This window comes from Desulfobulbus oralis, from assembly GCF_002952055.1.
In the GTDB taxonomy this organism is placed as follows: Bacteria; Desulfobacterota; Desulfobulbia; order Desulfobulbales; family Desulfobulbaceae; genus Desulfobulbus; species Desulfobulbus oralis.
Window position 1 is genome coordinate 1,900,728 of sequence record NZ_CP021255.1, and the last position, 14,765, is coordinate 1,915,492.

The 14,765-nt window shown below is 51.7% G+C and carries 13 protein-coding genes; 6 read left to right on the forward strand and 7 right to left on the reverse strand.

Annotation, left to right across the window (positions count from 1 at the left end; genetic code table 11):
• Nucleotides 1-2 precede the first annotated feature (2 nt).
• From CAY53_RS08430 to CAY53_RS08450, 6 genes are all read left to right on the forward strand, one after another.
• Nucleotides 3-3,584 carry a DEAD/DEAH box helicase gene (locus tag CAY53_RS08430; RefSeq protein WP_104936733.1) on the forward strand — a complete coding sequence of 1,194 codons (3,582 nt, stop codon included), beginning with the start codon at nt 3-5 and terminating at the stop codon, nt 3,582-3,584.
• Between the two features lie 2 nt (nt 3,585-3,586).
• Complete coding sequence (locus CAY53_RS08435) at nt 3,587-4,987, forward strand: sacsin N-terminal ATP-binding-like domain-containing protein (RefSeq protein WP_104936734.1); 1,401 nt, start codon at nt 3,587-3,589, stop codon at nt 4,985-4,987.
• Between the two features lie 12 nt (nt 4,988-4,999).
• Nucleotides 5,000-6,160, forward strand: a complete 1,161-nt coding sequence (locus CAY53_RS12695; RefSeq protein WP_146106462.1) for a hypothetical protein — start codon at nt 5,000-5,002, stop codon at nt 6,158-6,160.
• On the forward strand, nt 6,148-6,747 hold the full coding sequence (locus tag CAY53_RS08440; RefSeq protein WP_181040236.1) for a hypothetical protein: 600 nt from the start codon (nt 6,148-6,150) through the stop codon (nt 6,745-6,747). The genes CAY53_RS12695 and CAY53_RS08440 overlap by 13 nt, the downstream gene beginning before the upstream one ends.
• A gap of 712 nt (nt 6,748-7,459) precedes the next feature.
• The gene (locus CAY53_RS08445) at nt 7,460-7,801 is read left to right on the forward strand and encodes a helix-turn-helix domain-containing protein (protein ID WP_104935551.1); all 342 of its coding nucleotides are present in this window, start codon (nt 7,460-7,462) and stop codon (nt 7,799-7,801) included.
• 14 nt (nt 7,802-7,815) lie between these two features.
• Entirely contained in the window at nt 7,816-8,403 is a 588-nt protein-coding gene (locus CAY53_RS08450) for an IS630 family transposase (RefSeq protein ID WP_104935552.1), read from the forward strand.
• Nucleotides 8,404-8,586: 183 nt separating this feature from the next.
• Here CAY53_RS08450 and CAY53_RS08455 read toward each other — a convergent pair whose 3' ends face one another.
• The 7 genes from CAY53_RS08455 to CAY53_RS08485 all read right to left on the reverse strand — a co-directional run bounded on the left by CAY53_RS08455 (nt 8,587) and on the right by CAY53_RS08485 (nt 14,764).
• Nucleotides 8,587-9,780, reverse strand: coding sequence for an oxygen-binding di-iron domain-containing protein (locus CAY53_RS08455; RefSeq protein ID WP_104936736.1), 1,194 nt, complete (start codon nt 9,778-9,780; stop codon nt 8,587-8,589).
• A 17-nt stretch (nt 9,781-9,797) separates the two neighbouring features.
• Nucleotides 9,798-10,454: a cupin domain-containing protein gene (locus CAY53_RS08460; protein ID WP_104936737.1), complete on the reverse strand. Its 657-nt coding sequence runs from the start codon at nt 10,452-10,454 to the stop codon at nt 9,798-9,800.
• Between the two features lie 112 nt (nt 10,455-10,566).
• Nucleotides 10,567-11,499 carry a glycosyltransferase family 2 protein gene (locus tag CAY53_RS08465; RefSeq protein WP_104936738.1) on the reverse strand — a complete coding sequence of 311 codons (933 nt, stop codon included), beginning with the start codon at nt 11,497-11,499 and terminating at the stop codon, nt 10,567-10,569.
• A gap of 21 nt (nt 11,500-11,520) precedes the next feature.
• Nucleotides 11,521-12,348, reverse strand: coding sequence for a substrate-binding periplasmic protein (locus CAY53_RS08470; protein ID WP_104936739.1), 828 nt, complete (start codon nt 12,346-12,348; stop codon nt 11,521-11,523).
• 12 nt (nt 12,349-12,360) lie between these two features.
• A complete protein-coding gene (locus tag CAY53_RS08475) occupies nt 12,361-12,996 on the reverse strand; it encodes a PqiC family protein (protein ID WP_104936740.1) in 636 nt (211 codons plus the stop codon).
• Entirely contained in the window at nt 12,993-13,997 is a 1,005-nt protein-coding gene (locus tag CAY53_RS08480; protein WP_104936741.1) for an MlaD family protein, read from the reverse strand. Before CAY53_RS08480 ends, CAY53_RS08475 begins: the two co-directional genes overlap by 4 nt.
• Entirely contained in the window at nt 13,994-14,764 is a 771-nt protein-coding gene (locus CAY53_RS08485; protein ID WP_104936742.1) for an ABC transporter ATP-binding protein, read from the reverse strand. Before CAY53_RS08485 ends, CAY53_RS08480 begins: the two co-directional genes overlap by 4 nt.
• Nucleotide 14,765 lies beyond the last annotated feature (1 nt).

The window sequence follows — 14,765 nt, forward strand, 5'->3', positions numbered from 1 at the left end:
AAATGCATGAAAAAACCTTGGTGCACGGTGCGGTTGCGAAGCATCTTGGCGACGTAGCCGGGCAGCTTGCCGTATTTCTAGAAAGAGTTTTACCGCCGCTGTTTGACGACTGGTGGAACAAAGCGGTCGTAAACACCCTGTCGTTTCAGCAAAAGAGACGGTTGGAGCAACGCAACATCACGTCATTGGGTGATCTTGATCTTGCTGGACTTCTTCGGGTGCTGGACCAGAATTGGTATCAGATTTCCAACAGCCTCGATCTGACATCCGAAGCCCGGCACTTTGTCAAGGAAATGCAGACGGTCCGTAACCGTTGGGCACATCCTGACGCGAAAGGCCTCCCCATCGATGATATTTACCGAGACATGGACACCCTCCAACGGTTCGCGGTTGTCATCGGTGCGGACGAAAAGCTGATTCAAGATTTGCGCGCAACCAAAGCGTCCCTTCTCGCGGAGGAGTCTCAGCCACAACCTGACCCAGGCGCAGAGACGCCCTCCGCGCCTCCGGAAAGAAAAAATGATGCGGCTGAATTCGAACCGGGACAAATCGTCTTCATCAAATCAAATCCATCAAGCTGTGGTGCTGTGGTTGCTGTGCTGCCCGGCAGGCCTGAGAACCGATTCAAGGTTTTCATAGACGGGACAACCCAAACATTTTACGCGTCGCAATTACAAGCCAAAGACCAGCGTGAGGAAAAGGAAAACACCTTATCCTGCGACCAATTCCATGCCTATCTCACCGCGCTTCAGATAAGGTATCCGGGGCTCTCCACCCTCTACTCACTCAATGCCGCCCGTATCGACTTCATCCCCTATCAATTCAGGCCGGTGTTGCGGTTTATTCGGTCGGATCGTCCGCGCTTGCTCATTGCCGACGGCGTTGGTGTAGGTAAGACCATTGAAGCTGGTCTCATTCTGCGCGAGCTTCAGGCGCGCCGTGAGATACGTTCCGTGCTCATTGTTTGCCCACGTCCGCTGGTTACCGAGAAAAAGTGGCAGAAAGAAATGAAACGCTTCGAGGAGCGTTTTACCCATCTTGATGGCCCTACCTTGCGATATTGCATTAACGAGATGGATCTGGATGGTGTCTGGCCGGATCAACACCAGAAAAGCATCGTACCGTATTCCCTATTCGATGAATCGCTTCTGTATGGCTCGGCTCCCAAGGGAAAGGGGAAGCGAAAAAAAGGCCTGTTAGACCTTGATCCACCACCCCGTTTTGATCTGGTTATTGTCGATGAGGCTCACCACATCCGAAACCAGGATACATTCAGCCACAAGGCCGTGAAGTTTTTCTGCGATCACGCGGAAGCCGTAGTTTTCTTGACGGCCACTCCGATTCAGCTCGGTAGCGACGATCTCTTTGTTCTTTTGAATACGCTCCGCCCTGATCTCGTCATTGACCAAGAGAGCTTCTCGCACATGGCTGAGCCGAACCCGTTCATCAATCGGGCGGTGTCGGCGATGCGGTCTCAAGTCCCGGAGTGGCAAAACCTTGCTGTTGGAGCTCTCGATCAAGCGGCATCTACGCCCTGGGGTCAGGCCATACTGAGGCACAATCCGGATTTTACTCGGATGCGCACCGAGCTTTTGGAGAAAGAGGTTACACACGAGGAACGCATACGAATGATCTCCGACACGGAAGGGATGCACACCTTCGCTGGAATCATCAACAGAACCCGCCGCCGCGACATTGGGAATTTTACGGTCAGGAAGCCCGAGACGGTTGCCGTGCCGTTCACTCCGGCTCAGCAGCATTTGCACGACGAACTTTTGAGGATTCAGGCTGAAATATTCAGCCGGATTCACAATGGGGTCAACGTGAAGTTCATGATGACTACCATCAGACGACAGGCGGCCAGTTGCCTCTTTGCTCTTGCTCCTTTTCTAGAGGAGATCCTCAGTCGCCATCTCGATGAGCTGTCCTGGGAAGAAGCGGATGACACCGGCGTCCCCGGGGACGAGGCCATCATTCCCATTCAAAGTCAAATCGAAAGTCTACTGAAAGCAGCTCGTACCCTGGAGGCGAGCGACCCCAAACTCGACGCGTTACGCAACATCATCCGCGGCAAGCAAAGCCTCCCAAACAACAAGGTCATGCTGTTCAGCAGCTTCAGGCATACCCTGGGCTACCTCTTTGACCATCTTGTCAAGGACGGTTTTCGCGTCGGGTTGATCCATGGCGGGACGCCGGACGAGGATCGTGTGTCCCTTCGCGCCCGTTTTAAGAAACCGAAGGAAGACGCGGACTGTCTCGACCTGTTGCTGTTTTCCGAAATCGGCTGCGAGGGTCTCGACTACCAGTTTTGCGACTGCATCGTGAATTACGATCTTCCCTGGAATCCCATGCGGGTGGAACAGCGTATCGGCCGTATCGACAGAAACGGGCAAAAGAGCGAGAGCGTCGCCATCGTCAACTTGATCACACCGGGGACCGTGGATGCGGATATCTACGAGCGGTGTCTGATACGCATCGGTGTCTTCAATAACACCCTTGGAGGGAGCGAGGACATACTCGGTGAAATCACTCGTGAGATCAGAAACATCGCGGAAAACTACGAGTTGAGTGAGGAGGAGCGTAAGGAAAAACTCCAGCAGTTGGCCGACAATAAAATCCGGTTTATCCAGGAGCAGGAGGAACTGGAACAAAAACAAGCGGAACTGTTTGGCATTCGTCTCCCGCAAGAGCAGATGAATCATGAACTTGCCGATGCGGCGAGCTTTTGGTTGTCACCGGCTTCACTCTGCAGGCTGGTGACTCTTTACCTGCAGCGCGTGTGCGGTAAAGACCAGGAGTTTATTCTGGGTGAAAAGCCGCTCAAGACCCTCCGGCTGGCCCAGGAATCCCGTGTTCACCTTTTAAGGGATTTTCAGCAGCTTCCCAGGCAGAACTCTTCCGTTTACCGCGAATGGGAGAATTGGCTCAAGGGTGGGAGCCAGCATTTGACGATCACCTTCGAGTCTGATTGCGCCATGCAACATCCCGAGGCCGCCTTCATCATGCCCCTCCATCCATTGGTCAAACAGGCAGCGCAGTCATTAGATGCCAAGCAACGGGTCATCACCAATCTGACAGTCGTGTCGAACGAGGTACCCATTGGGCGCTACGAATTCGCCATTTACCAGTGGCGCTTCCATGGCATCAGGGAGGACCTGGTGCTTAAGCCTGTCGCCTCGAACGCCATGGTGACCGAGCATCTTGCTCGTTTTTTGGAGAGCGCGGCGGATTCTCCTGACGCTTTGCCAGACAGTCTTGGCGCTTCAGTCTGGGATGACCTGGACGCCCAGCACTACAGCTTGTGGAACGACGCGAGAAACAGACACCGGCAAAAGGCCCAGGAACAGGCTGAATATCGGCGCGAGAGTCTATCCACCAGTCACCGGGCGCGAATCGCTCTTCTGAAAGAACAGCTCGGCCAGGCGAACAACGAGAAGATACAAAAGATGCGTCGATCACAAATCGAAGCCGCAGAGGCGGATTACGCAAGACGAATCCAGGAATTGGACATCGCGCTGGAGAGGGCGGACATCATTGCCGATCCTGTTGCGTATGGTGTGATTCATGTTTTCAGGAGGGCTTAATAATGCCGAACAGCATTGAGGAACTCGCACAGACACGTCAACGGTGGATTGATGCCAGTAAAGAGAATCACTTTGAAGAAGGGATAAAACGACTTCTCACAGAGCTATATCCGGATAACGCTCATTTTATTTATGAGCTTTTACAAAATGCCGAAGATACACATGCCAGTAAGGTACGTTTTACCCTGTCGAATGAAAAAATTGTGTTTGAGCATAATGGAAGACGCTTATTTGACTATAACGATGTAGAGTCGATCACCAATATTGGCGCAAACAATAAACGTGACGATTTGACAAACATTGGTAAATTCGGTGTTGGATTTAAGGCTGTCTTTGCCTATACAAACACACCGGAAATTCACTCGGGAGATTTTCATTTTCGCATTCGAGACCTCGTGGTTCCAGTAGTAAGTGGTGTGAGAAAAATACGATTAGACGAAAGGATAACACGTTTCATATTTCCATTTGACCATTCAGCAAAGCAACCTCGCCAGGCCGTAGAAGAGATTAAGCGCGGATTTGAGGCGTTAAATGACAACACACTGTTGTTCCTTAAGCACATTCACCTCATTGAGTACTTCCTTCCGGATGGTACTTTGGGGTATTTAAAAAGAATTTCCCATAGGAATGGGCGTATAGATATTACTCATGCCTCTCATCATAAGGGAAGAAAAACAGTTTCTCACTGGTTGCGATATCATAAAGACGTAGTAGTTGTTGATGATTTTGGAGATCCCCAGAAGTGTCGAATTGCCATCGCCTACAGTCTCCAGAAAGGAGACTGGAAGAAAAATAACGCTGAGTGGGAGATTGTTCCTCTGGATCGCGGTCAGGTATCGATCTATTTCCCGGCCGAAAAAGAAACTTCTGGCCTGAAGTTCCATATTCATGCACCATTCGCGTCGACTGTGGCTCGCGACAGCGTCCGGAATTGTGAAGCAAACTGTCAACTACGCAATTGCATTGCCGAACTTGTCGTAGATTCGCTTACCGATATCCGCGACAGCGGGATGCTGACCATGGACTTTCTGGCTGTATTGCCTAATCGGATTGATAATCTCTTACCGTTTTATGAGCCAATCCGAGAGGCGATCGTATGTGCATTCAAAGAGCGTGAGCTTACACCAACGCGAAGTGGAAAGCATGCTCCAGCGGATAGGCTTTACAGAGGTCCAGCAAAAATCGCCGAAGCCCTGAACGATGAGGATTTGTCGCTGTTAACGAATTTTGAGCCACCGCTGTGGGCGGCTAATCCGCCTCAGCAGAACCAACGAGAGGATCGATTTCTCGATAGCCTTGAAATCGACACATTTGGGTGGAACGAACTTATAGAGAAAATTTCCCCGCCTCATTCTATTCTTTATAATGACCAACAGAAACAGGAGAATAGAGCGCATCAGTAACTTATTGAAGAGTTGATCGAAGAAAAGAAAGATGCCTGGCTTATGCGTTTTTATGCTCTGATGGGTGAGGCGTGTGAAGTGGTCAACAAGTTTTACCCAGATAATCATGCAAAATACTTAACGCACCTTCGTATCGTCAGAGTCGAGAGTGAGCAATCGAATGAACATGTATTGCCGAAGAAGGCATTTTTCTCTCCTGAACAGGGAATTATCCCACCCCAGAATGTCTATTTTGTGAAGCCAACCGTCTATAGTGCCGGACGATCTGAATCACAAAAAGAATATGCCACTAAATTTCTTGAATATATTGGAGTGCGTCTATTCAACACAAGATCAATAATTGAGTTAAGATTGGTAGATTACGACAACATGAACGATTGTAATATCAAATCTCACTGTAGAGATATAGTAGAATTTATAAAATATTGGAAAGAAACTGCAGATGTTAAACTTTTCATGGATCACTGTTTTCTACTTGGAGAATCGATAAGTGGTGATCAGTCTTTGTATATGCCAAAAGGACTTTGCATGGATTTGCCATTTGAGAGTACAGGTCTTAAAGAGTTAATGAGTGTTCACCAAAAATATGCCATGTGGTCTGGTTACAAAGAAAAATTAAATAAATCAAAATTTACAGAATTTACCGAGTTTTTACGAAATATTGGGGTCATGTACAGATTAGAAGTTTCTCCATCATGCATATTATATAATAAATTATTTAATGATCTTGAGATACGTGACAGCAGAAGAACAAAGAATTGTATTTATGATGATTATTCAATTGAAAATCTGGAAAGTTATTTACAAATTCAATCAATATCAGTAAGTAAATTAATCTGGGAAGCATTGATTCGAGCAGGTAAACAAATGTCAAAAGCTCAGTACAGACCCAATATGAAATATCAAATAAGAGAGTTTGATTCGCAGTTAGTTTGTCTTCTGAAGGATTACGCCTGGATTCCTGATAAGTCCGGCGCATTTCATAAGGCGTATGATATGACAAAAGATGATTTGCATGCGGATTTTCCGTATGACGATCACAATGGATTATTAACCGCAATCGGTTTTGGAGAGCGAGCAAAAAAACTTAGTGAGGAATATGTATCAAAAAACCATGAAGCAAAAAAATGGGCTTTGAATCTGCTGATGAGGCACAAGAAATGGCCAAATTAGCGCAAGTTATACGAGAACGGGGGCTACCGCTAGATAGAGTGCTGGAACAGTTTCGACCGACTTCAGAGCAAAAACAACCATCATTTCCCTTGAGACCTGTCCCCAACCCGGAACGACGTAAAGAGCGTCTTGACGAGCAACTAACCGACGCGCCAGACAAGGAATACGAGAAACGCCAAAGAAGTGTTCGAACCACCAACGGTGCCATTGACCCGATTACATGGCTCCGAAACCAGTACACGAACGAGGCGGGCCAAATGGTCTGCCAGATATGCAAAGAGGAGATGCCTTTCCGGAAACGCGATGGAAACTACTACTTCGAGAAAAAGGAAGTCCTCTCCAAAAGGTATCTGCCGAAAGAGCATGAAGCTCAGTACCTCGCCCTGTGCCCCGTATGCGCCGCCAAGTATGATGAATTCGTAAAAACTGATGATGAGGCAATGGCTAAGCTGAGGGAAAAGATTACCAGTTCGGAGGATTGCGGGGTTCCGATATTGCTAGGGAACGAGCAAACCAGCATCCGTTTCGTAGAGACACATTATCACGATCTCAAAGCCATCATAGCGGCGTGTAAGCGGCACAGATAATCCAATTCTTATTTTGAAGGATGAATTCACAACTTGAAGTGCAGCAGTGAAGGCAAAGTTAAAAACTTCAGCGGGTTCTGGTAGTTAAACATTTGTGAGGCCGGTTATTCTCCCGTTCTGCTGCTTTTCTGAGCAGTTCTTGCGTGATTTTGTGCCAAGCTGATGCCCCTTGGGAAGTACTGTTGCAAAAGGCCATTACCGTTCTCGTTGGTGCCGCGCTGCATCCAGCGGTAGATGATATTCCACCGATGCGCAGCATGGTTTGATCCTCTGGATAGTCCACTCGCACATATCCCAGATATCCCGCAATCTATTCGGGCGACCAGTCGCGGCAGCGCTTCCCATCAATCCAGGCGGCCAGACCGGAGCGGCTCACGCAGCGGCCATGGTGCGGCGTCTTTTGTCTTTTTCGAGCCCGGCAGGCAGCAGTCCGGGCACAGTAACCGGATCTGGAGCTGCTGCGACGCAGCTTGCTGGAAATGGTGCTGTGATGGCGGGGCAGGGCAGGCAGCAATTTCCCGGCAACTCACGCCTATGGATACAAATACTTCGATGCCGATGGGCTCTGCCAGGGCCAGATGGCTGCGTGACATGGCGGGCTCCTGCTGGCTGCTTGGTGTTTGACGCTGCCAGGCCTCCCAGAATCCCGCCCTGTCCTTCTAGAGCATTTTAACAATGACTTTTACCATATTATTTCAACGGCACAGAGCTTATGAAAATAGCCGGTAAAGATTTTCGCCAGCGTGCGGTGGCAGTGTATCAGTCAGGGGAGTTCACGCGGGAAGAAGTGGCCAAAATGTTTGGCTACACCACGACCACCATTGGTAACTGGATGCGGACCTTCAAAAAGGAAGGCCGGATCACGTCGTTGCCGCGAGGCCACAGAGCGCCGGCGTTCACAGCCGGGGAGCAACAGCAGTTACGGGAGCTTGTGCGGAAACAGCCCGATATGACCCTTGAAGAAATCAGGACGCATTTTGGCAAAAACTGTTCTCTGCCCACGGTGTCCAATACGCTGGCCAGACTGGGGCTCACGTTTAAAAAAAGACGTTAAAGGCCAGTGAACAGGTGGAACGGGCAGACATTGTCCAGGCCCGTGAAGAGTGGCGCAGGGTGCAGGATGAAACGCCGTGCGAGCATCTGGTGTTTCTGGACGAAAGCGGCGCAAAAACGAATATGACGCGCCTGTACGGTCGTGCGCCTCTGGGCGAGCGGTGCTTCGACCATGCGCCGGATGGTCGCTGGAAAACGGTGACCATGCTGTCCTCCATTCGCCTTGATGGCACCACGGAATGTCTGGTGTTTGCTGGCGCGTTGGACAGGCGCACCTTTGAAGCATACGTAAAGGAGAGTCTTGCGCCTGCGCTGAAAGAGGGTGATGTGGTTGTGATGGACAATTTGCGTGCGCATAAATCTCCGACAGCGCAGCAGGCGATTGCAGCGCGCGGAGCACGAGTGCTTTTCCTGCCTGCGTACAGCCCGGATTTGAACCCGATAGAAAAGATGTGGAGCAAGGTGAAACAGCTTTTGCGAGGCTTCAAAGCATGGAACACAGACGAGCTTTTTACCGCCATTGGCCAGGCCCTGGACAAGGTCACCGCAAGCGATGCCAAAGGCTGGTTCGCTTCATGTGGGTATAGTAATTTTCAAAGTTAAAACGCTCTAACTCTTCATGCCCCTACCAAGTGGTGCGTTTGGAATGAGAATCTACCGGCCGCGTAAATGTTTACACTACCAGACTCCCGCTGAGCTTTTTAACCAGGCCCTCACCGGTGCATTTGCAATTTGAATTCACCGGCGCATGGGCAATGAGAAGCTACCGCCATTCGTGCGCAGCATTCATTTGCTGCCGATCAGGCTGGTAACAAGTGCAGGAATGCCGGCAAGATCCTGCTCCTCTGGCTTCCATATAGGATGAATATTTTCGTCGATGACCTCAAAGCCCGCATCCTTCAGCTTCCCCTGCAGAATTTTTACAGATTCTCCGCTCCATCCGTAGCAGCCAAAGGCTGCGGCCCTCTTATTCTTGAATTTCAACTGCTTGAGAAATTCCAGCCATCCTGCCACACTGGAAAGGATACTATTGCTCACTGTCGGAGAACCCACGGCTATCGCGCGGGATTTGAAGACCTCGGTCATGATTTCATTTTTATCGGCCTTGGCGATATTGAAGACCTTGACGACTGTCCCAGGGCTTTGCCTGTTGATTTCTTCCGCTATCTTATGCGCAATCTTTGTTGTGCCCTCCCACATGGTATCATAGGCAATCGTGACCTGATCTTCTTGATAAGCCTCTGCCCATTTCCCGTATTTTTCCACAATTTGCATCGGATTCTCGCGCCAGATAGCGCCATGGGACGGGGCAATCAGGTCAATTGGCAGATTAAATCCGGATATTTCTGTCAGCTTTTTGGTCAGAATCTGGGCAAATGGATTGAGAATGTTGGCAAAATACTTCATGGCCTCTTTTTCAAGCAGGCACTGGTCTGCCCTGTCATTGAACAGCTCTTCCACCGCGTAATGCTGGCCAAAAGCATCATTGGAAAATAAAATATTGTCTCCGGTCATATAGGTTGCCATGGAATCTGGCCAGTGCAACATTCGCATTTCCACAAAGACAAGCTTCTTGCCATTGCCAATCTCCACACTGTCTCCAGTCTTGACCACATGGAACTGCCATCCGCGCTTGCCATACTGCCCTTCTATGCTTTTGACGGCATTGGCGGTACAGTAGATCGGCTTCTCGGGAATCTCTGCCATCAGTGCGGTAAGGGAACCGGAGTGATCACATTCACCGTGATTGGCCACAACAAAGTCAATGCTTTGCAGGTCAATCTCCTTTTTCAGGTTCTCGACAAAATCGAAGCGGTGCGGCGTCCATACCGTATCTACCAGAACCTTCTTCTCTTCCTCGATCAGATAGGCATTCTGACTGGAACCATTCATGATGGAATAGTCATCGCCGTGGAAGCTTTCCAGCTCCCAGTCTATATATCCGACCCAGCTGACATTGCCCTTGACATGTTTTTTCATAATCTGTCCTTTCCTTTTTATTCCAGAGTCAGCAACAGGGCCATCTTAAAGCGCTTCTGCGCCTTCACAAAGTGGGCGCCACCCTTGGCAAAATGGAAATTCTCTCCGGCACGGATCGTATGCTCCGTGCCCTCATAACCAATAGTACCTTCTCCCTCCAATGCAAAGATCAATGCCTCACCGGGAGCGGCATGCTCTGCAAGCCCGGTTCCGGCATCGAAACTCATGATGACAAATTTCATCTTGCTGTTGCTGAGCACGTCCATGTTCACGATCTTGCCCTGCTGATAAGGAACAAGTTCCCGAAGCTGAAAGATTTCTCCTGCCTTCACTGCTTTGTTCATGGTTTCAGGTCTCCTGATGCTGATTTCTGCATAAACTGTGTCTTCTGCCGAACGCATGCCAACTGGCATTCCGGTTGGGGTAATGAGAGAGTCCATATGACCAAGCTGCCAGATCTTGCCATCAGCCGCATATACCTCCACGTTGCCGCTGGATATGAAAATCAGTTTATGATAGGGAAAAATCTCCGCGCTGATATCAGTCCCTGCAGCAAGGGAGAAATAGGAAATATAGCCATCGTCGGTCTGTGCAATCTCTTTCGAGACCGTGCATCCAGGAACAGGCGCATTCTCTTCTGCAATAGAAAACACAACTCCGGCTTTTTCCCGCATGCTACACCTCTTCGTTGTTTCGCTTGCTTATTTGACCGGCCCTATAGGCCGGAGTATGTGGACAATGCCTGCTCTGCACAAGGGATCGCTGCTGTTTCACAGATTTAGACTGTCAGGCTTTTTCCTTGATGATGTAGATCTGCCGCTTCTTGGTTTCAAGGTATATTTTGGATATGTATAAACCAATAATGCCAACGCAAAGTAAAACCGTACCGTTGAGGAAGACCATGATGCTGACCATGGAGGGCCAGCCGGCAACGGCATCGCCAAAAATAAGAGCACGAAAAATAATAAAGAGCAGGACAAAAAAACTCAGGAAGCACATGAGAATGCCCAGGCACGAAGTAATGTAGAGCGGCAGGGTCGAATAGGCGAGAATGCCCTCTACCGAATACTTGAACAGCTTGAAAAAGGACCACTTGGAAAGGCCCGCGCTTCTGGTGATATTGTCATAGGAAATCCATTTGGTCCTGAAGCCAACCCAACTGAAGATGCCCTTTGAAAATCTGTTGTATTCTCTGTCACCAATGATGGCATTGACGACCTTCCTATTCATGAGACGATAGTCACGCGCACCATCGACAAACTGGGTAGATGAGATACGATTGATGATTCTGTAGAATGCCCTGGAAAAAAAGGACCTGAGCAAGGGTTCTCCCTTGCGTGTACAGCGGCGGGTTGCAACACAATCGTATTCTCCTTCTGGATTTTTGCCGGTAATGATCTCTATCATCTCGGGCAGCAACGAAGGCGGATCCTGCAGGTCAACATCCATGGTGGCTACATAGTCGCCACTTGCCATTTCCAATCCTGCGAGCAGTGCGGCTTCCTTGCCGAAGTTACGGGAAAAGGAAATGTAGTGTACCCGGGCATCGCGCTGGTGCAGATCCTTCAGGATATCCAGCGTGGCATCCTGGGATCCATCATTGATAAAAATAAATTCGATCTCTGCGTTGATCTTATGTTCTATTTTTAATACTTCACTATAAAAGATGCCGACTGTGCATTCTTCATTATAGCATGGTACAATCAATGATATGATCATTGTATTCCGTCGGTGGAGATACTATTTCGCTTGCAGTAATTTCGTTTCATTGTAAAAAGGTAAAATTCTTGATATGAGTTTTGCGAGGCTGCCTCTATCTTCCTGTTCCTGCAAATAGGCATTCAGCAGCATGTGCAGATCCTTGTCTTCCGGACGAAGCGCCCAAACGATGGTGTCCCGGGTCAAAAATTCGCCGCCTGGCATCAGGCCCTCTTCTATATGCAGCGCGGCGTGGTAAAAGGCCGATGGCATATCCAACAGCAGTACATCGATACGTTTCTGGACCAGTGCCCCTATCCCTGCCTGGGTGCTGGCAAAAATCTGGTGTGTGCCCATGGGCCGGATGGATTTGGCGTATCTGGGGCCGCTGCCGCCCAGAACGGTGCCGATGTGTACCCCTTCGGCCCTGAGCCCTTCCTGACCGGACAGTTGCCGTTCCTGTCCCAGCCGGGCAAGCGCAATCAGGCCGGCCTGCAGATAGCCCCGGGTGGCGGCCAACTGCTGCTCCCTGACCTCGGCCGCTGTCAGCGCCGCCATTGCCACATCCACCTGATTGTCTCTGAGCGCTGCCAGGAGTTTGTTGCGCGGCAGGGTGACATAGCGCACATTCCGCCTGGCATAGCTCCTGATGCCGGCTGCCAGATGGGGATCCAGTCCGTGCATCCTGCCGTCTTCCCGCCAAGAAAGCGGTGGCGCATCGGTGGCCAGACCGATGCGGATGGGATCAGGCAGGGCCTCCTCATCAAGCTGCCCAAAAAAAGGCAGGTGGAAACGGGGCAGGCGCGTGCATCCGCTTGCAAGCGCCAGGACAAGGAGGGATAGCAGTATGAGCAGCAATCGTCTGGTCATGGCATGGTCTGACTAAAAATTCCGGGCAGCCGGCTGTTTGTCGGATGCGGCCGTTTTGGGCAAAGTGGTCAGCGTTGCCGCAAGCTTGCGGCTGAATGCGTCCAGAGCCTGCGAGGCCGCAGCCACATAGGCCCTGGCGCCCTGACCGTCCAGCCGTACGCTTTGGCTGAAGGTCTCGCGGCTGAGGATTCGCCGCTCATTGGGACTACTGATCGTGCTGACCGCCCGCAGGGTGAAGGTACTGTCATCGCCGCTGAAGCGGATGATTTCCGTTTCCACCTGGTAGAGCGGCCTGCTGTAGCGTGGCCCCGGGTACAGTGCCACGTTGGGTGAGTGCAGGAGCGTTTGCAGATCTGCAACCAGTTTGGCGCCCATCTGCTCGTCCAGCGGGCCGGCCCAGAGCCGACCCACCAGCATCTGCGGCCCGTCCGTCCCCTGTTCCATCACGATGCCCCGGCTCTGCAACTGTGGCGGCAGGCGCACCGGCATAATCATAATCATGCCTGAAAGTTCCGCCCCTGGGGCCGTGTCGGTTCCGGTCAGCGGCTCCAGGGCATACAGGGTGTCAGGGGCCGCTTTGCCGAGGCAGCCGGTCAGGGCCAGGGAGAGCAGGCAGGCAAAAAGGAAAGGCAAAGGCTGTCGCATCATTTGTCCTTGCCCTGGCCAAAGAGCAGGGCATTGGGGTTCCGACGCAGGTAGTCGCTCAGTTCGCGGACAGAGCCGGCCGCCTGTTCCACTTCATGCATGGTGCTATACAACTGGTACTGCAGGTCGGAGTCGCTGGCGGTCAGGCGTTCCAGGTTGCTCAGGGTGCGGTTCAGTTTGTCGGTGCTGGTCTGCATATTGGCCAGCATCTTTTGCAGGTCATTGCCGGCTGGTTTCAGTTGCCTGCGGGTGTCCGCAATGAGGCTGTTCGCCTCCTTCATGGTTGAGGAAAAATTCTCCGCGCCCTGGCCGACGTCCGCCAGAAGCTGCGGCAACTGCCGGTTCAGGGTGCTCAGGACGGCCTCGAGCTGATTGATCGAGTTCATCAGCCGCTGCATGGCACCGCCTGCCTTGCCGGAACTCACGACCTCGTTGATGGAGTCCAGCGACTTGGCCACCTTGCCCAGAATCTCTTCGAGCGGCAGCTTGTCCAGAGTTTCCGTGATTTTGTCCAGCCCGGAGGAGATGGTTGGAATTTCAAGGAATTCCTTGGGTGCGCCGCCGTGCAGGGATGGCTCCAGGGCTGGTTTCAGCGAGAGTTCCACGTACTGTTTGCCGGTGAGCAGGCTGCTTGGCTGCATCTGGGCCTTGAGGCCGCGCTCGATCAGCTTGACGAGGCTGTTGCGCATGCCCTCGGCGTCGAAGTCTTCGCCGGTCCGGGCTTTGATGTCCTGGCGCAGATCCATGTACACCGGGATCACCACGGCGTTGTTCTTTTCATCGTAGTCCAGCTGGATGCTGCTGACCCGGCCGATGGCCACGCCACGGAATGCCACGGGCGCGCCCACATCCAGCCCGTGCAGGGAACCGGAAAAGTAGGCGACGCAACGCACGCTGTCGTCCTTGAAGTTGAATCCGCCCAGGACCATGATGGCGGTCACGCTCACCGCCAGCCCGACGAGGACAAAGGCACCGATGAATGTGGGATTGGCTTTCTTGCTCAAATGCTTTGCAGCTCCCGGTTGCCGGTTCCTCTGGAGAGAAAGTTGACCACGGTTTCGTTGTCGCTTTCCCTGAGCAGACGTTTGGGGTCGCCTGTTGCGAGCATGGTTTTGCTCCCGGCGTCCAGAAAAACCGAATTGTTGGCAATGGCGTAAATGGAGGCCAGCTCGTGGGTGACCAGCACCACGGTCGCGCCCATGCTTTCCTTCAGTTCCAGGATCAGGTCGTCCAGATTGCGGGCACTGACCGGATCCAGCCCGGCCGAGGGCTCGTCGAAAAAGAGCAGCTCCGGGTCCAGGGCGATGGCCCGGGCCAGACCGGCACGTTTTTTCATGCCGCCCGAAATCTGCGATGGATAAAATGCCTCGAAACCGGCCAGCCCCACCAGAGACAGCTTGAAAGACGCCAGCTCGCCTATGGTTTTTTTGTCCAGCCTGGTGTAGGCCCTGAGGGGCACCGCCACGTTTTCCGCCAGCGTCATGGAGCTCCACAGCGCACCGGACTGGTACAGAATGCCGCATTTGCGGTTGATGCGGTCGCGCCCGCTGGCATCCATCTTCCAGAAATCCTGCGTCCCGTAGAGAACCTGGCCCCTGGCCGGGGCCTTCAAGCCGATCAGGTGGCGCAAAAGGGTGGACTTGCCGCAGCCGCTGCCCCCCATAATGACAAATATATCGCCTTTCTGCACCGTAAAATTCAGATCTCTTTGCAGCACGAAGGAGCCATAGGCCATGGTCAGATCGCGGATGGTGATAGCTGCGTCTGCCATG

Coding starts and splice junctions, on each gene's coding strand:
- CAY53_RS08485 (WP_104936742.1), bottom strand. CDS start 14,764: ATGGCAGACGCAGCTATCACCATCCGCGATCTGACCATGGCCTATGGC.
- CAY53_RS08475 (WP_104936740.1), bottom strand. CDS start 12,996: ATGATGCGACAGCCTTTGCCTTTCCTTTTTGCCTGCCTGCTCTCCCTG.
- CAY53_RS08435 (WP_104936734.1), top strand. CDS start 3,587: ATGCCGAACAGCATTGAGGAACTCGCACAGACACGTCAACGGTGGATT.
- CAY53_RS08430 (WP_104936733.1), top strand. CDS start 3: ATGCATGAAAAAACCTTGGTGCACGGTGCGGTTGCGAAGCATCTTGGC.
- CAY53_RS08440 (WP_181040236.1), top strand. CDS start 6,148: ATGGCCAAATTAGCGCAAGTTATACGAGAACGGGGGCTACCGCTAGAT.
- CAY53_RS08470 (WP_104936739.1), bottom strand. CDS start 12,348: ATGACCAGACGATTGCTGCTCATACTGCTATCCCTCCTTGTCCTGGCG.
- CAY53_RS08445 (WP_104935551.1), top strand. CDS start 7,460: ATGAAAATAGCCGGTAAAGATTTTCGCCAGCGTGCGGTGGCAGTGTAT.
- CAY53_RS08455 (WP_104936736.1), bottom strand. CDS start 9,780: ATGAAAAAACATGTCAAGGGCAATGTCAGCTGGGTCGGATATATAGAC.
- CAY53_RS08460 (WP_104936737.1), bottom strand. CDS start 10,454: ATGCGGGAAAAAGCCGGAGTTGTGTTTTCTATTGCAGAAGAGAATGCG.
- CAY53_RS08465 (WP_104936738.1), bottom strand. CDS start 11,499: ATGATCATATCATTGATTGTACCATGCTATAATGAAGAATGCACAGTC.